Source organism: Streptomyces sp. NPDC102270, from assembly GCF_044766405.1.
Lineage (GTDB): Bacteria > Actinomycetota > Actinomycetes > Streptomycetales > Streptomycetaceae > Streptomyces.
On record NZ_JBIWLX010000024.1, the window covers coordinates 160565 to 178982 of the forward strand.

An 18418-nucleotide genomic window follows, 5' to 3' on the forward strand; every position below is an offset into this window, starting at 1 on the left:
CTATCCCAGAGATCTGTCGATCGAGGCCAGCGGCAGCGCGAACAGCATCCGACCGGACTGGGACCACACATCGCCCGTCTGTTCCCAGTACGACAGCGACTCCGACTCTCCGCTCCAGCAGTTGCGGGTCTCGTCCGTGCCGCAGCGGGTGGCCTTCGCGGGGGTCGAGGCGTTCTGGCGCCAGAGGGTGCCGTGGTCGCCGTCCGTCCCGGCCGCCCGGCCCAGATACCACTGGGAGTCGTACGACAGGACGGGGCCGGAACCGGCGGCCTTGGTGACGTAGGCATCGGCCACGCGCGCGTAGCCGCCGCTGCCGATGGCCAGGAGGCCGGAGCGGCGGGGGTCGCCGCTGAAGTCGTAGCGCCACACGCGGGCGTCCCTGTCGTCGTCCCCGGAGACCCACTCGCCGGCGACCAGGCTGTCCGGTGCGGTGCTGCGGTCGAGGGAGAGGTAGTCGGGGCGGGTGGCGCCCGCCGCGTCGGTCAGGCGGTAGGAGCCTACGGCGGGCAGGACCCACTGGGCGCCGTGCGCCGACCAGCCGCCGCGGACCCTGCCGACCGCGCTGCTGTCGACGGTGGCGCGCTGGACGCGGTCCATGTCGTAGACGTACAGCGCGTCGCCGCCGTCGCCGCTCGCGGTGACCAGCAGCTTGTTCTGGTACCAGACCATGCCGGAGACCTGTGAGACGAGTCCGCGGAAGTCATGTCCGTCGTCGACGGGGACGGCGAGGAGGACCCAGGAGTAGGTGAGCCGGCCCAGGTCGTTGGCGTCGACGAAGGCGACCCGGGCCAGGCCCCCGTCGTCCGCGGCGGTGCCGGTGCGGCTCCACGCGGACAGGATCACGCGGTTGGGGCCCCACAGGCCGTCGTCGTCGGCGTCCCCGGAGGTGGTGACCGCCCCGGCCCGCCAGGAGCGGGTGTCGGCGGCGTCCCAGCAGTACGCGGCGGTCGCGGCCGGCTCCACGGGCAGCGCCGTGCGCTCACCGGCCGTGCAGTCGATCGCGTCGCGCAGGGTGCGGTCGGCGGAGGCGAGGACGGCGGAGACGCCGACCGGACGCCCCATCTCGGAGGAGAGCCGGTCCAGGGCGCTCTTCGGGACCTGGGACTCCTTGAGGCGCAGCGGGGTGGTCTCGGCGGTCGAGGTGAGCGGCTTCAGTGTTCCGGGATTGGCCGCGACCGTGGCCTGTGAGGCGCTGATCATGGTGGCGGCGGCGGTCAGAGCGAGGGCGGTGCCGGCCAGGAACGCGCGGACCGCTTGGCCCCGCTTGCGCCTGCGGTGTCTGCCACGTTGCTTCATACGTCCTCCCGAGGCGGGCCAACTGCGCCTGGTGATCCGTACGTTGACCGAGGAGCAGGTGGGGTGGCCCGTAGAGGATGCTACGGCAGTGCGGCACCGCTGGGGCGAAGACCGTGCAATTATGCGGAAGATCCGCCCAGATCGAGGGTTTTCACTCGGTCTCGGCACCGGCCCTGGCCCCGAGTACGGCCGGGGCCGTCGAGTGCGGCAGCAGGTCGCCCGGGTTGCCCGGCAGCACCACCTCGACCTCGGCGTCTTCGCAGAAACGATACGGCCGGTGTTCCAGGAACGCCCCGAGATAGCGCCGTACCCGGGACATCTCCGCACGCACGGTCACCGTACGGCCCGGTTCGCCGAACATGTCCTTGGCCAGACCCGCCGCGCTGCGGCCCGAGGGGTGCAGGGCCAGCAGATAGAGCAACTCGGCGTGCCGGGGACTCAGTTCGTGACTCCACGTGCCCGCGCCGCCCGACACCGTCACCGTCCAGCGGCGCGGATGCGCGAGGTCCAGCACGATCCGGGTGGTGCCCTGCGGCTCCGGCTCGTCGCCGGCGCGGACCAACCAGCCGCCCGCCAGCGGTTCCAGGGTGCACAGACCGAGCGCCGGCAGCCATCGACGGCCCGGCGATGGCGACTTGGGCAGCGCGATCCGGTTCGGATACGGCATTCCGGTCACCGCCGCCGTCCAGCCGTCCCGGTCCACCACCAGGGCCCGGCCGGTGAGCCGGGCGAGCACCGGCGCCGCCACGGCCCGCAGTTGCTCCAGCGAGGCCAGATGCATCTCGCGCAACCGCGACTCGGCGAGCTTGGCCACCGAGTCGACCCAGGCGAGCGTCGCCGGGTGCATGGTGTCCAGGGGGCCGCTGACGTCCACCACGCCGATCAGCCGGCCGTCGCGCGGGTCCTTGACGGGGGCGCCGGTGCAGGTCCAGGAGGTCTGTGAGCGCACGAAGTGCTCGGAGGCGAAGACCTGGACGGGGCGGCGCACCACCACCGGGGTGCCGATGCCGTTCGTGCCGACGACGTTCTCCCGCCAGTCGGCGCCGAGTTCGAAGCCGGTGCCGTCGGCCTTGCGCAGCACGGGGGAGCTGCCCTCCCGCCACAGCACGCGGCCGTCCTCGTCGGCGACCACCATGATGTGGTGGGCGATGTCCGCGACCGACAGCAGTCCCTCCCTGAGTTCCGGCAGGACGTGCCTGAGCTGCGTGCTCTCCCGGCGCCGCTGCACCTCCTCGGGGGGCAGCAGACCTGACCGGAAGTCGTGGTCCGGGTCGACGCCGCCGCGCAGCATACGGCTCCAGGACTCCTCGATCACGGGGCGCGGTGCGAGGGGCGTGCGCCGGCCGGACAGGGTGGCGGAGCGGATGTCCTTCAGAACCCGGGCCGCACGTGCGGTGTCCACGGCCGCTAGGTGGGTCACGTGCGTCGGCGAGAGCGGCACTGGTCCTCCCGGTCCCGGGTCCATTGACTGACCGTCTCATAGTGCCGGTCGTGGCTCGGGGAGGAACACAGTCCGGCCACAGTCACCAGGAAGTTGCAACCCCCTGCAACCCTGGCAGTGGGCTCCGGCTTGATTGAAACTTGGGCGAACACGCCGTCTCGCAGCGGCGTGTTTCGGCCTCCGAGGGCCGTCAACGGGGGTGGTGCCGTGTCGGCGCAGCACCACCCCCGTTCTCACTCCGGTCCGCGACCGGGGAAGCTCACTCCACGGGCCGGGCCCGGTCCACCACGGACGCGAGGTCCAGGGTCGTGGGCAAGGTGCCGAAGGCCGTGCCGCCGTCGCCGCCCAGGCGGGCCGCGCAGAAGGCGTCCGCCACCTCCGCGGGGGCGTGACGGACGAGCAGGGAGCCCTGCAGGACGAGCGCGAGCCGTTCCGTCAGGTGGCGGGCGCGGCCCTCGATGCCCTCCAGATCGGCCAGTTCGGTGAAGAGGTTCTTCGTCGCCGCGTCCAGGCGGTGGTCGGCGCCGCGGGTCTCGCCGATCTCCAGCAGGTAGGCGTTCAGGGCCTGGGGTTCCCGCTGGAGGACCCTCAGGACGTCCAGGGCCTGGATGTTGCCCGCGCCCTCCCAGACGGAGTTGAGCGGTGACTCGCGAACCAGGCGAGGCAGGCCCGACTCCTCCACGTAGCCGTTGCCGCCCAGGCATTCGGCGGCCTCCACCGTCAGCGGGGCGCAGCGCTTGGTGACCCAGTACTTGGCCGCCGGTACGGCGATCCGCAGGAAGGCCCGTTCCTGCTCGTCGCCCTTGTCGTAGGCGGCCGCCAGGCGCAGGGCGAGGGTGGTCGCCGCCTCGGACTCCAGGGCGAGGTCGGCGAGCACGTTGCGCATCAGCGGCTTGTCGACGAGCTTGCCGCCGAAGGCCTCGCGGTGGGTGCAGTGGTGGATCGCCTGGGCGACGGCCTGGCGCATCAGGCCCGCTGAGCCGAGGACACAGTCGAGCCGGGTCGCCGCGACCATCTCGATGATGGTGCGGACCCCGCGCCCCTCGTCGCCGACGCGGCGGGCCCGGGTGCGGTCGAACTCGACCTCGGCGGAGGCATTGGAGCGGTTGCCGAGCTTGTCCTTGAGGCGCTGGAGGAGAAACGGGTTGCGGGTGCCGTCCTCCAGGACACGGGGGACGAGGAAGCACGTGAGTCCGCCCGGGGCCTGGGCGAGGACCAGGAAGCCGTCCGACATGGGGGCCGAGCAGAACCACTTGTGGCCGGTGAGCTCGTAGGTCTCGCCGTCGGGCAGGGCCCGGGCGGACGTCGTGTTCGCCCGGACGTCGCTGCCGCCCTGCTTCTCCGTCATCCCCATCCCGAACAGCGCCCCCGCCTTGAGGTGGGCGGGGCGCAGCTCGCGGTCGTAGACCATGGACGTCAGACGCGGCTCCCACTCGGCGGCCAGGTCCGGGTCGGTGCGCAGGGCGGGCACCGCGGCGTGGGTCATCGACAGGGGGCAGCAGTTGCCCGCGTCGACCTGCGTCCACAGGAGGAAGGCCGCCGCGCGCCGTACATGTCCCGCGGGGCGGGCCCAGGCGGCGGTCAGGCCCGCGGAGACGCCCTTACCGAGCACCCGGTGCCAGGCCGGATGGAACTCGACCTCGTCGATGCGGTGGCCGTAGCGGTCGTGGGTGCGCAGCCGGGGCGGGTTCTCGTTGGCCTGCAGACCCCACTCCTGCACCTGCGCCGAGCCGCAGGCCCGGCCGAGCGCGGCGAGCTCACCGTGCACCTCGTCGAGCAGGGCGGGGTCGAGGTGCCGTTCGACGGCCTCCTTAAGAGCGCGGTCGGCGCTGTAGACGTCGTAGCCGATCAGAGGCGGGGGCTGATTGGTCACGGTGTGCGTGGTGCCTGCCATGCCTGCGAACGTACCGTTCCTGTGGACTGAGCGGGAGTGAGTCCCTTCAGCCGCGCGCCCCGAAGGGTCTTGGGCGAGCTGGTCCCCGGCGTACTCGACCCCGGGGCGGCGACACGCATCCAGTGCGCGGTCCGAGCCCGGGAGGCCTCCCGCGGCCGGCGGCCGCTGATCGACACAGCCCTCACGACCTGGCCATGTCGGTACGGCCAGAGGCGACGGGGAGGCCCTGAACCATCCTCTGGTGGAGCAGGGGCCCCGCACCTGACGCCGTACCCGGTGTCCCAGGTCGCACGACCACGCCCCGGGGCACGGTGCCGGTCAACTCAGGGCCACGGCGCGGGGCAGGGTGATCGCGGAGACGGCGCGTGGTGCCCGCGTGTGCGGTGGTGCCGGCCCGACACCGCGCCCGACGGCACCGCACCACCCGCCCCGCAGGGCGAGTGGTGCGGCCGCGGTCAGGTGCCCGGTGCTCAGGCCAGGTGGGCCAGCACCTCCGCCGTCTCGTGGACCGGGTCCGTCTCGGGGAGGCCGTGGGGCCAGCCCGGGCGGTACACGGTGTCGAGGTAGCGCTCGCCGAGGTCCGGGGCGATCGCCACCGCGGTGAGGCCGCGGCAGCCGTGCGCGGACAGCCACTGGTGGGCGCCGCCGACGACCGTCCCGGTGGAGCCGCCGAACAGGAAACCCCGGGCGGCCAGCCGACGGCAGACCTGGAGGGTGTCCGGTTCCTCGACCAGCACCACGTCGTCGATGTACGACTTGTCGAGCAGCTGCGGCGGCACGCTCGTGCCCAGCCCCGGGATCATCCGGACGCCGGGCGGCCCGCCGAACGTGATGGAGCCGACGCTGTCGACGGCGACGATCCGCACCGGCCGCCGCCACTGCCAGAACCAGCGGGCGCAGCCCATCAGGGTCCCGGTGGTGCCGGCCCCGACGAACAGGACGTCCAGGTCCGGGAAGCGCCGCGCGATCTCCGGCGCCGTGGTGCGGTAGTGCGCCCGCCAGTTCCCCTGGTTGCTGTACTGGTTGAGCCACACGTACCGCTCGTCCGAGGTGCACAGCGCCCGCACGTACGCGAGCCGCGCGCCCAGGTAGCCGTCGTGCAGGTCCGGCTCCCTGACCACGTGCACCCGGGTGCCGAGTGACTCCATCAGCCGGACCGTCGCCGCGTTGCACCGTGAGTCGGTCACGCACAGGAACCGGTAGCCCCGGCTCGCGGCGATCATGCTCAGGGCCACCCCCAGGTTCCCCGACGACGACTCGACCAGAACCGACCCCGGCCGCAGGGTGCCGTCGCGCTCGGCGGCGTTCACCATCTCGCGGGCCGCCTTCAGCTTGATGGACCCGGCGAAGTTGAAGCCCTCGCACTTCAGGAACAGCGGAAGCTCCAGCGCGGCCCGCAGATCGACGTAGAGGTCTGACTCGTTGAACTCCGAAGGATCGGATATGACGGGCATGACGCCCCCTCCTCATGCACTCTTTCCATGGCCGAGGGGCCGGTCAGCCGTACCGGCGCAGCTCGTTGAAGAACCCGTCGACGACGTGCAGTTCGCCGCGCCGGGCCAGTTCGTCGTGGACGAACCGGCCGACGGCGAGGTCCAGCACCCCCAGGCCGAAGGGGGAGAACACCACCGTCCGGTCCGTCGGGACGGTCACCCGTCCGGTCAGCACGTCGTCCAGCGTGCCGTCGATGAAGTCCCTGCTCCCCGTGAGCCGTTCGGCCAGATGCGGGGAGGTCTCGGCCTTGAGGCAGTGCTCCACGTCGTCGACGAAGTTCGCGGACGCGAGCAGGATCTCCGGGGCGAGGTCGCGCAGGGACACGTGCAGGACCAGGGGGTGATGGCCGAACCACGACGGATCGTGGACGTGCGGCTCGCCGGCCACGGTCGCGAAGACGACCAGGTCGCTGGAGCGGATCAGGGACTCGGCCGAGTCGTGCACCGTCACCTTCCCCGGCGCACCGGACCGCTCCAGATAGCCGCGGAACCCGGCGGCGCTCTCGGCCGACAGGTCGTGCACGCCCGTCTCCAAGAACTCCCAGCCGGTGGCGGTGAGATGGGTGTGGAGGTAGCGGGCGATCAACCCGGTGCCGATGAACCCGACCCGGGTCGGGCGGACCCTGCCCGCACTGAGCTTCCCGGCCGCCAGCGCCGCCGACGACGCGGTGCGCGTGGCGCTGATGACCGAGCTCTCCAGGCAGGCGAACGGATAGCCGGTCGCCGGATCGTTGAGGATCAGCACCGCCGACGCGCGCGGCAGCCCGGACCTGACGTTCTCCGGGAAGCTGGAGACCCACTTCAGGCCGTCCACCCGCAGCGGTCCGCCCAGCGAGGCGGGCAGCGCGATGATCCGGGACGACGGGCGGTCGGGGAATCGCAGGAAGTACGACGGCGGGTTCACCGAGTCGCCCGCACCGTGCAGCCGGTACACGGCCTCGACGAGGTCCGCGATCTCCCGTTCCCTCCCGTGCAGGGTCTGTTGTACCTGTGCGCCGGTGACCAGCGCGAAGGACGGGGCGGCGACGGTGCTCATACGCCACTCACCTCGCCGTCGGCGCGCAGCACCGGGTCGCCGAGCGCGGCCAGCACCTCGCGCGGCCCTTCGAAGGGCTCGCGGCTGTGCGCTGTACGGATGTTGTCGACGAGCAGGAGGTCACCGTCCTGCCAGGGCTCGCGCACCGTGTGGGCGTCGTACACCTCGTTGATCGTGCGGACCACGTCCGCGTCGATCGGACTCCCGTCGCCGAAGCGGGTGTTGAAGGGCAGCCCGTCGGCGCCGTACATGTCCACCAGGTATTCGTGCACTTCGGGCTCCATGGTCCACTCGTTGAGGAAGGCGATCTGGTTGAACCAGCAGGGCAGGCCGCCGGCCGGGTGTCTGAGCACCGCGCCGCGCCGCTGCCGCGTGTGCAGGGAGCCGTCGTTCTGCCAGGCGAACTCGATGGCGTGCCGGCGGCAGTAGCGCTCGACGGCGGCACGGTCGGCCGTGCCGAAGGCCTCCTCGACCGACGCGCCGATCTCCTCGTGGTACGCCCGGGTCAGCAGCCAGCCCTCCCGTTCGAAGCGGGAGACCAGCTCGCGGGGCAGGGCCCGCAGCACCGCCGACGCGTCGGCGAGCGCGGTCGCGCCCCCGGTCGCGGGAGCCTCCAGGCAGGCGAACAGGAGCAGCCCCGGGAACTCCAGGCCGTAACTGACCTCGTGGTGCATGCACATCTGCTGGTTCGGCGGCCACTTGGTCGTCGAGTACACGCCGTCCCCGTAGCTGCGCCGCGGCGCGAAGGGCTCGCGGTCGGGCATCAGACCGCTGGTCAGCCGCCGGAAGACGGCCTCGGTGGTCGCGGGGTCCGAAAGGCCCAGGCCGCGCACCAGGACACCACCGTGTGCAAGGACGAGGGCACGCAGCGCGTCATGGTGCTCGGCGGCCCAACTCGCCGGATCGTCAACGGCCTTGGTGCGCAGGATCGGCGGACTGTCCGGTTCCAGGTCCAGGTTCGGAAGGAGATTCGTGGAGGACATCTCGGGATTCCTTTCAGTGCTGCCGGTCGAGCAGGCCCGCCAGGTCCGCGAGGACCGGATGGCGGACGACGTCCTGGAGGGTGACCGCCCGGTCCAGGGCGATCGCTAGACGCACGGCGGACAGTGAGCTGCCGCCGCGGTCGAAGAAGTGGTCGAGGCGGCCGATCCGGTCGGCGGGCACGCCGAGCACCTCGGCCCAGGCGTCCGCCAGCCGCCGTTCACCGTCCGTCACGGGCCTGCCCGCCGCACCGGCGTCGAGGCCCTCGGCGAGCGCGGTGAGCGCCCGGCGGTCGGTCTTGCCGTTGGCGGTCAGCGGCAGCCGCCGACGCCAGTGCACGACGGCGGGGACCATGTACGACGGCAGCGACACGGCCAGCCTTTCCCGTACCGTGTCCGCGGCCACCGGCTCGGGCCCGGCGCAGAACGCGGCGAGCTGGGTGCCCCGCACGACCACGACGGCCCCGTCGCGCACCCCTTCCACCCGCAGCAGCGCGTTCTCGATCTCGCCGATCTCGACGCGGAACCCGCGGATCTTGACCTGGGTGTCCCGGCGGCCGAGGAACTCCAGCTTGCCGTCGGCCCGCCAGCGCCCCACGTCACCGCTGCGGTAGAGACGCTCGCCGGCCCGGTACGGGTCCTCCAGGAAGGCGGCCGCGGTGCGCTCGGGGTCGTTGACGTACCCGCGCCCCACGCACACCCCGGAGAAGACGATCTCGCCCGGTGCGCCCAGCGGCACGGGCACCAGGTCCTCGTCGACGACGTACACGCGCACATTGCGCACCGGCCGCCCGAGGGGCACCCGGTCACCGTCCGGGACCCGGTCCATGACCTCGTGGTTGGTGTCGTCGGAGGTCTCGGTCAGACCGTATGCGTTGGCCAGGCGGATGCCGGGCGCGGTGGCGAACCAGCGCTGCACCAGCTCCCGCTTCACCGCCTCGCCGGTCACCGACACACAGCGCAGGTCGGCCAGTTCGCGCGGCCGCTGCCCCAACTCCGCGAGCACCGCCTCCAGATACGACGGCACGACCTGGAGCACGTTGACCCGCCCCCGCACCACCGTGTCCACGAACCGCGACACGTCCAGGATCGTGTCCTGCCCGACGATCAGCGTCCGCCCGCCGACGACCGGCCCGGCGAGCAGCTGCCACAGGGAGATGTCGAAGCACTGCGGCGCGGTCTGCGCGACCACGTCGTCCTCGCCGATCCCCAGGTCCTCGACCTTGGCGAGCACATGGTTGAGGAAACCCGCGTGCTCGCACATCGCGCCCTTGGGCTCACCGGTGGAGCCGGACGTGAAGTAGATGTAGGCCAGCCGGCCCGCCGGGACCGGGATTCCGAGATCGTCGCCCGCGTGGCCCTCGGCGTACACGGCGTCCACGAAGAGTGTCTCGGCGGCCGTACCGGGCAGTGATCCGGTGCTGCCGTCCTCGGTGACGACGAACGCGCAGCCCGCCCGGGACAGCGTCCTCGCGACCCGCTCGGCCGGGAAGTGCGGCTCGATCGGCAGATACACCCCACCTGCCTTGAGGACGCCCAGCACGGCAGCCATCCAGTCCAGGTTCCGTTCCATGACGACGGCGACGACGTCCTCGGCCTCAAGGCCGCGGGCCAGCAGGGCCCGACCGACCTGGTTGGCGCGGGAGTTGAGTTCGGCGTACGTCCACCGCCGCTCGCCCTGTACGGCGGCCACGGCGTCCGGGTGCTTCTGGACCCGCTCCTCGAACAGCTCGTGCACCCGCCGGTCCGGGAGTTGACGCACCGGCCCCGCCAACTCCTCCAGCTGGAAGCGGAGTTCGTCCTCGGACAGCAGGCTCCCGCGGTCCGGGTCGGCGAGCGCGGTGAGGTGGTAACCGGCGATACGGGCCGCCGCGTCGGCGTCCAGGGTGCCGGTGCGGTAGCGCAGCCGCAGTGCGCCGTCGGTGACGGTGACGGTGACGCGCAGGTCGTCGTCGACCGTGCCCTCCGCCTCGCCCGAGAGGGCGGCCAGCACCCTGGTGCGGGCCGCGAGCAGAGCGGCGGGATCGGTCGGTGTGCCCTCGGGCAACCGGACCGCGTACTCCGTGAGATCCGATATCGGACCGGGCGTCGGGTGCGGAGCTGTTTCCATGACTTTCGTCCCCCTGATTTCTCTTCGTTCAGGCAGTTCAGGCAGTTCAGCCATTTCATTCAGGCAGTGCGGACGGTTCAGGCGCGTCGCAGCGCCACAGCCGGATTCCCGCCCCAGTGCGCCCCCGCCGGCATCTCCTCGCCCTTCATCAGGAAGGCGTCGGCACCGAGCACGGCGCCGTCGCCCATCGAGACGCCGTAGTGGACCAGCGCGCCCGCCCCGAGGGTGCAGCCGTCGCCGATGACGATGTGGTCGGACTTGAAGGTGCCGTCCTCCTGGGAGTGCGCCTGCACCTTGGAGTGGTGGCCGAGCGTGGTGTCGCTGCCGATCGCGACCAGCGTCCGCTCGGTGAGATAGCAGCCGTCGTCGAAGACCCGGCGCCCGATCCGCACGCCCAGCAGCCGCCAGATCAGGTTCTTGAACGGGGTGCCGTCGAACACCGCGAGATGGTGGTCGGGCACCTTCCACAGCCGCTCGTGCCACCAGAAGTACGGCTCGTAGATGGAGCACAGTCGCGGCTTCAGCGGCCGGAACCGGGTGATCACGCGCTCCACCAGCGCCCAGTAGCCGGCGGTCACCGCGAGGCCGGCCATCAGGTAGCCGCCGACCAGCAGTGCCCCGAGGGCGCCCCGGCCGCCGTGGAGATCGACCGCCGCGAAGCCGAGCAGCGTCAGCAGGAACCAGTTCAGCCAGCGCAGGAACAGGAAGAGGGCCATGGTGCGCGCGTTGGACCGGTTCTTGGCCGACAGGCGGCGGCGCAGCTCGTCGCCCTCGCGGAAGTGGTCGAAGCGCATGTCGCGCTCCACCGTGCGCGGGATCTCGAAGGGCGGCGAGCCCAGCAGGCCCACGCCCTCGCGGAGTTCGCCGTCGAGCGGAACCAGCACCTTGGTGGCGAGCAGGCAGTTGTCACCGGTGCGGCCGCCCACGGGATAGGCGATGTGGTTGCCGAGGAAGTTGTGCCCGCCGATCCTCACCCGCGAGACGCGGAACGAGGTGCTGGAGTACTCGGCGTTGAGGACCGACAGCCCGTCGGCGACCATCGTGCCGCTGCCGACGGTGGCCAGGTACGGCGTCTCGTGGGCCACCTCGGTGCCGAAGTTCGAGCCGGTCTGCTCGACGCGCGAGAGGTCGTAGCCGAGGGCCCGCAGGTAGGGGACGATGTACGAGCTGTCGCCGCACAGCCACTTGAAAAACCTGATGTTGGTCATGCGGGCGATCGCGCGCTGCACCGAGTAGTGGAAGCCGTACAGCGGATAGACCCGGTCGGCCCTCAGGGTCAGGTTCAGCAGCCGCGGCAGCACCGTCACGGTGACGAGGCCGAGGACCACGGAACCGGCGAAGAAGGCGACGGACAGGACGAGCGCCGCGGCGTAGAAGGGCGCCGACTCCAGTTCCCTCGCGTTCGGATCGAGCAGCGGGTCCAGTGCCGGCACGAGGTCCATCGCCAGGAAGACACCGCCGATGCCGAGCGGGACGTACACCAGCAGGGTCTGCAGCAGGGTCACGAGGGCGTAGCCGGCCCGGCGCGGGGTGGTGCAGCGGGTCGCGGGGACGCGGATGTGGTCGACGTCGGTGGGGCGGCCGGGTGAGCCGTGCCAGCGCTCGCCCGCGGGGATCGCGGCACCGTCGTACAGGGCGGAGGAGTGGCCCAGCTGGCCGCCGTCGCCGATGGACGTGCCGATGTCGAGGACGGTCTTCTCGCCGACGAAGACGTCCCGGCCGAGGGTGACCGGGCCGGTGCGGATGCGGCCCGCGTGCGCCCGGTAGCCGAGGAACAGGGCGTCCTTGCGGATCACCGTGCCGGCGCCCACGGTCAGCAGGTCGGTGCAGACCGGCACCGAGTGGGACAGGATCGTGACGCCCGGGCCGATACGGGCGCCGAGGGCCCGCAGGTAGAGGACGTACAGCGGGTTGCCGGTGAACAGGACCATCGGATTGGCGTGCAGCAGCGCCTTGACCAGCCAGAAGCGGACGTAGGCGGGACCCCACACCGGGAACTCCGTCTCCTTCCACCGGCCCACCAGCACCCACTTCGCCACCACGGGCAGGGTGCACAGGGCGAGGAACAGGGCGCCGCCGAAGACCAGCGAGCGCAGGTAGACGGAGAGCAGGCCGTCGGCGCCGGATATCCAGGAGTACCCCGCTGCGGTGGCGGCACCGGCCGCCAGGCAGTACGCGGCGAAGACGAGGAACTGCGCGAGGCCGCACAGCACATAGCGGGCGCTGCTGCCCGGCGGCGGGGGTGGCTCGGCCGGCCGCGCGGGGGCCGGCCCGGCGGCGGGGACCTCGGCGAGGGCCGTCGCCAGGGAGCGGATCGTCGGGTGGCCGTAGACGTCCCTCATCGACACCTGCGGCAGATCGTCCCGCTTGCGGACCCGGGCGCAGAACTGCGCCATGACCAGGGAGTTGGCGCCCAGATCGTCGAAGAAGTGGCTGTCGAGGGGTACTTGATCCGTCTTGACGACCCCGGCCAGCACCTCGGCGAGGACGTGGGCGGTGCCGTCCACCGGGGCGACTGTCGTGATCTCGCCGGGATTTACCACCACTTGAGCTCCTAGATCATTACTTTTGCGCTTATGGACTATTCGGTGTGCCTGCTAAGTCGGGCGGGGCGCTCCACCGGTTCCGGCGGCCGCGGTGGTGTTACGGCCTCGCGACACCGCCGGGCCGCGCCTGCGACGACCGTTTCCAGCGGGCCACGCCCGACGTGCCGCCACGAGAGGGCGAACAGGAGCGCTCCGGTGGTCATGACGGCGTAGAGGAGCCCGGGGGAGCCGGAGAGCGCACCGGTGGCGAGGAGGAGCACATGGGCGGCGTACAGGGTCAGCGGCATGCTGCCCGCCGCCGCGAGCGGCGCGAGCGCCCGCGCAAGAGGGGCGCTCCTGGCCAGCAGCAGGGCGCCGCCGAGGATCGCCGCCGCCGAGCCCAGGGTGAGGAGCAGGTCGAAGGGGGTCGTCGAGTGCGGCGCGCGGGACAGGAGCGCCCACCAGGTCACGCCGTCCGGGCTGTCCCACAGGGCCTCGGCGCGGGAGGCGCCCGGGAACTCCGCGCGCCACAGGTACCGCAGACCGTCGAACCGGAACAGGACCAGGGACGACACCAGCCAGACCCCGGCCACGAGCGCGAGGCCGCCCCCGAGGAGCCGGGGCGCGACCTTGCGTGACGCCAGGTCCAGTCGGCCCAGGGCGAGTCCTGCGCACAGGTAGGCGGTCCAGGCGAGCACCGGGTAGTCGCCGTGCACCAGCAGGTCCGACACCAGGCCGAGCGGATCGGTGACCACGTCCTGGAGGGTCGGGTCGCCGTCGAACGCGGGCTCGGGCAGGACGCCCCGCAGCGCGTGGACGGCGAACGGCGCCCCCACGGCCAGGGCCAGGGAGAGAGCCGCGAGGGTTCGCGGGGCGAGGCCCAGCAGCGGGATCGCGATCAGGAACAGCAGGGCGTAGAACACCAGGATCACGTCCACGTCCAGGTCCGCCGCGCGTGAGGCGAAGCCGAGGAGGAGCCCGATCAGCGCGATGACACCGGCCCGTGCCGCCACCGCGACAGTTGCGGGCCGCCCGGTCGCGGGCCGGCGCCCGCCGGTCGTGAAGGCCAGACCGATCCCGGCCGTCACGGCGAACGTCGCAGACGAACGGCCGCCCGCGAACATCCAGGCGGGCGTGGGCGATCCGGCCCCGTCGAACGCACCGAACACGTGAACGGAGAACATTCCGAGCAGGGCCAGGCCCCGTGCCACATCGACCCCCACGATGCGCGGCACGGCTTGCTTCGGCACGTTCGGAACAGGCATGAGAATTCTCCAGAGTGGGATACGGCGGAATGCCGGGCGCTGTTCACCGCGCGCCGAAATCGGGAAAGAAGAACTCCCGTGGTTCCGGTGTTCCGGAAGAAAGAGAAGTGCCGCGAGACGTGGAATGGAATAAGAGAAGGAGGGGTTCGGTATGCGGCTGGAGTGACCACGTGACGGGGACGGGGTGGTCGGCTCGGTCCTTGGTCACGGCCCTGAGAATGCAATCCGAATTGTTTCGACGGGCTCATGAACGGGTCAAGCGCATTTCAGTCAATGGCGGTTTCTTGCTGGTCGACCGTTCGCCGGTGTCATGACCCGTTCGTGGTGCTCGGCGACGCCACCGGGGAACTGACTTCATGGGCGGTGCATATGTCACCCGGTATTCCGGTTCCCGGGGCCGCGAAATTCGGCCAGCGGGTGCATGACAGAAAAAGGGTTCGATTTCCTTGACGATTTCCGCGCAGTTGCCCGGTGTTTTCCGCAGTATGACGGAACCGAACACGAGCGGGCGTTCCCCGCACGGGCGTGCCCCGGACCGGGACGGGGGGATGAGTGCACGCTCCCACGGCGGATACCTTTAGGTCGTGCAGGCAGCAAGCGACTCCCCTCAGCCACCCTCCGGCCGGCTCCACCGGGCCCGTGCCCTCTACCGGAACGTGTCGAAGCGCAGGACCGCCTGGCTGCTGGTCAAGGACACCGTCAACTCGTGCATCGAGTACCGCATCCTCGGGCTCGCCGCCGAGGCCGCCTTCTTCTCGCTGCTGTCCGTACCGCCGCTGCTGCTCAGCCTCATCGGACTGCTCGGCTACGTCGACGACTGGACCGGCACCGACAGCATCAGCAGCCTGGAGGCCAACCTCCTGGCCGCCGCGCGCACGGTCCTGTCCGACAAGGGGGTGCGGCAGATCGCCCAGCCGATCCTGGACGACGTGATGAAGGGCGGCCGTCCCGACGTCATCTCCGTCGGCTTCCTGTTCGCCCTGTGGTCCGGGTCGCGCGCCGTGAACGTCTTCATCGACACCATCACCGTCATGTACGGCCTCGACGGGGTCCGCGGCATCGTCAAGACCCGCCTCGTGGCGTTCGCGCTGTTCATCGCCGCACTGCTGATCGGCTCGGTGGCGCTGCCGCTGATGGTGGCGGGGCCGGACGCGGTCGTACGGATCGTGCCGTGGTCGACGACGGTCGTCCAGGTCCTGTACTGGCCCGTGGTGATCATCCTGTCCGTCGCCTTCCTGACCACGCTGTACCACGTGTCGGTACCGGTGCGCTCACCGTGGATCGAGGACGTCCCGGGCGCACTGGTGGCCCTGGCGATGTGGGTGCTGGGAAGCTTCCTGCTCCGGATCTACCTGCAGAGCACCATCGAGGGTGCGACGATCTACGGCTCGCTCGCCGCCGCGGTGGCGGTGCTGCTGTGGATCGGCGTGTCGGCCTTCGCGGTCCTGGTGGGCGCCGCGATGAACGCCGCGATCGACCGCGTGTGGCCGGCCGCGGCCACGGCGGCGGCGCGTGCGGCGAACGAGCGGGTGCGCGAGGCGCAGGTGGCGCACTACGTGGCCCGCGCGGCAGCCCTCCACAACGACCCCGACCCGGACGACCCCGACATGCCCTCGGAGTTCCCGGAGCGCTGGTCGCGGTTCCTGCCGCCGGAGGACGTGACCTCCCGCCTCCGGGCTCACGCGAAGACGACGCATCCCCCGCGGAAGCCGGAAGGCTCCTGACAGGGGTACGCCGCCGGCGACGGGCCGCTCACTCGGTCCAGGTGCCGGTCGCCGCCGCCTGTCGCGCGAACTGAGCGAAGTCCCGCGGCTCCCGGCCCAGAACCTCCCGCACCCCCTGCGACAGATACGCGTTGCGCCCGTCCAGCAGCTGGGCGAACGCCTCCACCAGCGCCTCCACCTCCCTCGCCGGCACCCCGAACCCGAGCAGGTTCTCCCCGTACGCCCGCGGCGACACCGCTCGGTACGAGAGCTCGCGCCCCGTCGCCTTCGCGATCTCCGCGACCGCCTCGCCGAAGGAGAGCAGCCGGGGCCCCGACACGGCGATCGTCTCCCCGACGTACCGGTCGCCCGCCGACAGCGCGGCCACCACCACGTCCCCGATGTCCCGTACATCCACGAACGGCTCCCGCACCTCACCCGCCGGAAACACCAGCTCTCCACGCAGCCGCAACTCCTCCACCAGCGGCCCCTCGCTGAAGTTCTGCGCGAACCACGCGGCCCGGACGACCGTCCAGTCGGCCCCCGACGCGTGCAGCGCCTCCTCCGCGTCCCGCGCCCGGTCCTGCCCCCGAGACGACAGCAGCACCAGCCGCCGTACGCCGGCCCCCACCGCCTCCCGCGCGAGTGCCCCGACCGCCTCGGCGGCCCCGGGGGCGCCGATGTCCGAGGGGTACACCAGATACGCCGCGTCCGCGCCCCGCAGCACCTTCGCCCACGTCGACCGGCCCTGCCAGTCGAACCCGTGCGCCCGCGAGGCAGGCCGCACCGTCAGCCCCGCGGCCTGCGCGGACCGCGCCACCCGGCTGCCCGTACGACCCGAGGCACCGGTCACCACCACCGTCGTGTTCCGCGTGTTCTCCGTCATGCCGTCGAGTCAACTCCCGTGCCGGGCAAGGGACCATCGCTGAACGGCTCATTCCCATGCGTGCGCGTCTACGCTGGCCGCATGGACGCTCTGGCAGGCCTGCTGGAAGGACCGCGGGCGCGTGGCGCCTTCATGATCCGTGCGTGTTTCGACCCGCCGTGGGCGGTGCGGGTGGAGGACCGGGCGCCGTTGACGGTCATGCTGCTGGTCCGCGGGCAGGCCGTGATCGTGCCCGACTCGGGCGAGCCGGTCCGGCTGCGCCCCGGCGATCTCGCCATCGCCCGTGGCCCCGCCCCCTACACCTGCGCCGACGACCCCGGTACGGCCCCGCAGGCCCTGATCCTGCCCGGCGCGGAGTGCCGCTACCCCGACGGGCGGGAACTGAACGGCTCCATGGACCTCGGCGTCCGCACCTGGGGCGACCGGCTCGACGGCGAGACCGTCATCCTCATCGGGACGTACCTGATGGACGGCGAGATCAGCAACCGGCTCCTGGACGCGCTGCCGCCCCTGCTGTCGCTCACCACCGACGTGTGGGAGTGCCCGCTGACCCCCCTCCTCATGGAGGAGATCGTGCGCGACGAGCCGGGTCAGGAGGTCGTCCTGGACCGGATGCTGGACCTGCTGGTCATCGCGGCGCTGCGGGCCTGGTTCTCCCGGCCCGAGGCGGCGGCACCCGCCTGGTACGCGGCGCTGGCGGACCCGGTCGTGGGACGGGTGCTGCGGCTGATGCAGGACGACCCCGCGCATCCGTGGACGGTGGCGTCCCTGGCCGCCAAGGCGGGAGTGTCGCGCGCGGCGCTGGCCCGGCGGTTCAGCGACCTGGTGGGGGAGCCGGTGATGACGTATCTGACCGGGTGGAGGCTGGCGTCGGCGGCGGACCGGCTGCGGGAGGGGGACACGACGCTGGAGGCGATCGCCCGGCAGGTGGGCTACGGGAGCGCGTTCGCCCTCTCCAGTGCCTTCAAGAGGACGTACGGAGTCAGCCCGCAGGAGTTCCGGCTGCGGGTCGGCCCGCCGTAGCCTGGGGACGTGTACACGGAACGGCCGTCCCGGCTCGCCGGTGCCGTCGTCTGGACCGGTGACGGGTCCGGACGCGTCCTGCCCGACGGGTGCATGGATCTGCTCTGGACCGAAGGGCGACTGCTCGTCGCCGGACCCGACACCCGCGCGTACGTCCCCGCCGGCGCCCCCCGTACCTGGACCGGCCTGCGCTTCCACCCCGGTTCCGCGCCCGCCTTCCTGGGCGTACCCGCTCATGAACTGCGTGACCGACGGGTGGAGTTGGCCGATCTCTGGCCGGCGTCGGAGGTACGGCGGCTGCGGAGCCGTATCGGACGGGCCCCTGACCCCGCCACGGCACTCGAAGACATCACCCTGGAGCGCGCGGCCCCTCCCGACCCTCTTCTGCACGCCCTCGTCACCGCTCTCGACGCGGGCCGCCCCGTCGCCGCGATCGCCGACGAAATCGGCCTCGGGGCGCGGCAGTTGCACCGCAGGTCGCTCATGGCCTTCGGGTACGGGCCGAAGACGCTGGCCCGGATCCTGCGGCTGCGGCGAGCCCTCGCGCTGGCCGGGGCCGGAGTGCCGTTCGCGGAGACGGCGGCGCGGTGCGGGTTCGCCGACCAGGCCCATTTCGCACGGGACGTAAGGGAGTTGGCGGGTGTGCCGCTGGGGCGGCTACTCGCCGTCGGCTAGCTGTTCTGTCCTGGGAGGTTGTGGACAGGTGAGCCAGGTCTCGACTGAGGGATCTTGAACGGATGAGGGCCTTCCGGTTCGGTGTGGATTG

13 protein-coding genes are annotated in these 18418 nt (G+C 71.8%); 3 read left to right on the forward strand and 10 right to left on the reverse strand.

The features are described from left to right. The 9 genes from ACIRP7_RS39525 to ACIRP7_RS39565 all read right to left on the reverse strand — a co-directional run bounded on the left by ACIRP7_RS39525 (position 1) and on the right by ACIRP7_RS39565 (position 14040). On the reverse strand, positions 1-1296 hold the full coding sequence (locus tag ACIRP7_RS39525; protein ID WP_403669925.1) for a hypothetical protein: 1296 nt from the start codon (positions 1294-1296) through the stop codon (positions 1-3). A gap of 151 nt (positions 1297-1447) precedes the next feature. Continuing rightward, positions 1448-2761: a GAF domain-containing protein gene (locus tag ACIRP7_RS39530; RefSeq protein WP_403669927.1), complete on the reverse strand. Its 1314-nt coding sequence runs from the start codon at positions 2759-2761 to the stop codon at positions 1448-1450. A 235-nt stretch (positions 2762-2996) separates the two neighbouring features. Next, on the reverse strand, positions 2997-4631 hold the full coding sequence (locus tag ACIRP7_RS39535) for an acyl-CoA dehydrogenase family protein (protein WP_403669930.1): 1635 nt from the start codon (positions 4629-4631) through the stop codon (positions 2997-2999). Positions 4632-5101: 470 nt separating this feature from the next. Beyond that, on the reverse strand, positions 5102-6085 hold the full coding sequence (gene sbnA / locus ACIRP7_RS39540) for a 2,3-diaminopropionate biosynthesis protein SbnA (protein ID WP_403669932.1): 984 nt from the start codon (positions 6083-6085) through the stop codon (positions 5102-5104). A 43-nt stretch (positions 6086-6128) separates the two neighbouring features. Continuing rightward, positions 6129-7160, reverse strand: a complete 1032-nt coding sequence (gene sbnB / locus ACIRP7_RS39545; RefSeq protein WP_403669935.1) for a 2,3-diaminopropionate biosynthesis protein SbnB — start codon at positions 7158-7160, stop codon at positions 6129-6131. Next, entirely contained in the window at positions 7157-8143 is a 987-nt protein-coding gene (locus ACIRP7_RS39550) for a TauD/TfdA family dioxygenase (RefSeq protein WP_403669938.1), read from the reverse strand. Before ACIRP7_RS39550 ends, sbnB begins: the two co-directional genes overlap by 4 nt. 13 nt (positions 8144-8156) lie before the next feature. Further along, positions 8157-10250, reverse strand: coding sequence for an amino acid adenylation domain-containing protein (locus ACIRP7_RS39555; RefSeq protein ID WP_403669941.1), 2094 nt, complete (start codon positions 10248-10250; stop codon positions 8157-8159). Between the two features lie 77 nt (positions 10251-10327). Next, complete coding sequence (locus ACIRP7_RS39560) at positions 10328-12796, reverse strand: Pls/PosA family non-ribosomal peptide synthetase (RefSeq protein WP_403669944.1); 2469 nt, start codon at positions 12794-12796, stop codon at positions 10328-10330. A 35-nt stretch (positions 12797-12831) separates the two neighbouring features. Continuing rightward, a complete protein-coding gene (locus tag ACIRP7_RS39565; RefSeq protein WP_403669946.1) occupies positions 12832-14040 on the reverse strand; it encodes a heparan-alpha-glucosaminide N-acetyltransferase domain-containing protein in 1209 nt (402 codons plus the stop codon). 584 nt (positions 14041-14624) lie between these two features. Between ACIRP7_RS39565 and ACIRP7_RS39570 the strand changes: the two genes are divergently transcribed. Then, positions 14625-15764: a YihY/virulence factor BrkB family protein gene (locus tag ACIRP7_RS39570; RefSeq protein ID WP_403669949.1), complete on the forward strand. Its 1140-nt coding sequence runs from the start codon at positions 14625-14627 to the stop codon at positions 15762-15764. A 28-nt stretch (positions 15765-15792) separates the two neighbouring features. Here ACIRP7_RS39570 and ACIRP7_RS39575 read toward each other — a convergent pair whose 3' ends face one another. Then, positions 15793-16629 (reverse strand): SDR family oxidoreductase, encoded by an 837-nt coding sequence (locus ACIRP7_RS39575; protein WP_403669952.1) that lies wholly within the window; start codon positions 16627-16629, stop codon positions 15793-15795. An 81-nt stretch (positions 16630-16710) separates the two neighbouring features. Here ACIRP7_RS39575 and ACIRP7_RS39580 point away from each other — a divergent pair, with 81 nt between their 5' ends. Both ACIRP7_RS39580 and ACIRP7_RS39585 read left to right on the forward strand, forming a co-directional pair. Next, on the forward strand, positions 16711-17652 hold the full coding sequence (locus ACIRP7_RS39580; protein ID WP_403669955.1) for an AraC family transcriptional regulator: 942 nt from the start codon (positions 16711-16713) through the stop codon (positions 17650-17652). 9 nt (positions 17653-17661) lie between these two features. Continuing rightward, positions 17662-18327: a helix-turn-helix domain-containing protein gene (locus ACIRP7_RS39585; RefSeq protein WP_403669958.1), complete on the forward strand. Its 666-nt coding sequence runs from the start codon at positions 17662-17664 to the stop codon at positions 18325-18327. The last annotated feature ends 91 nt before the right edge of the window (positions 18328-18418 follow it).

What these genes read in the sequence shown, in the direction of transcription:
- ACIRP7_RS39525 (WP_403669925.1), bottom strand. Translation starts at nt 1,296, where the DNA reads ATGAAGCAACGTGGCAGACACCGCAGGCGCAAGCGGGGCCAAGCGGTC.
- ACIRP7_RS39530 (WP_403669927.1), bottom strand. Translation starts at nt 2,761, where the DNA reads ATGGACCCGGGACCGGGAGGACCAGTGCCGCTCTCGCCGACGCACGTG.
- ACIRP7_RS39535 (WP_403669930.1), bottom strand. Translation starts at nt 4,631, where the DNA reads ATGGCAGGCACCACGCACACCGTGACCAATCAGCCCCCGCCTCTGATC.
- sbnA (WP_403669932.1), bottom strand. Translation starts at nt 6,085, where the DNA reads ATGCCCGTCATATCCGATCCTTCGGAGTTCAACGAGTCAGACCTCTAC.
- sbnB (WP_403669935.1), bottom strand. Translation starts at nt 7,160, where the DNA reads ATGAGCACCGTCGCCGCCCCGTCCTTCGCGCTGGTCACCGGCGCACAG.
- ACIRP7_RS39550 (WP_403669938.1), bottom strand. Translation starts at nt 8,143, where the DNA reads ATGTCCTCCACGAATCTCCTTCCGAACCTGGACCTGGAACCGGACAGT.
- ACIRP7_RS39555 (WP_403669941.1), bottom strand. Translation starts at nt 10,250, where the DNA reads ATGGAAACAGCTCCGCACCCGACGCCCGGTCCGATATCGGATCTCACG.
- ACIRP7_RS39565 (WP_403669946.1), bottom strand. Translation starts at nt 14,040, where the DNA reads ATGCCTGTTCCGAACGTGCCGAAGCAAGCCGTGCCGCGCATCGTGGGG.
- ACIRP7_RS39575 (WP_403669952.1), bottom strand. Translation starts at nt 16,629, where the DNA reads ATGACGGAGAACACGCGGAACACGACGGTGGTGGTGACCGGTGCCTCG.
- ACIRP7_RS39580 (WP_403669955.1), top strand. Translation starts at nt 16,711, where the DNA reads ATGGACGCTCTGGCAGGCCTGCTGGAAGGACCGCGGGCGCGTGGCGCC.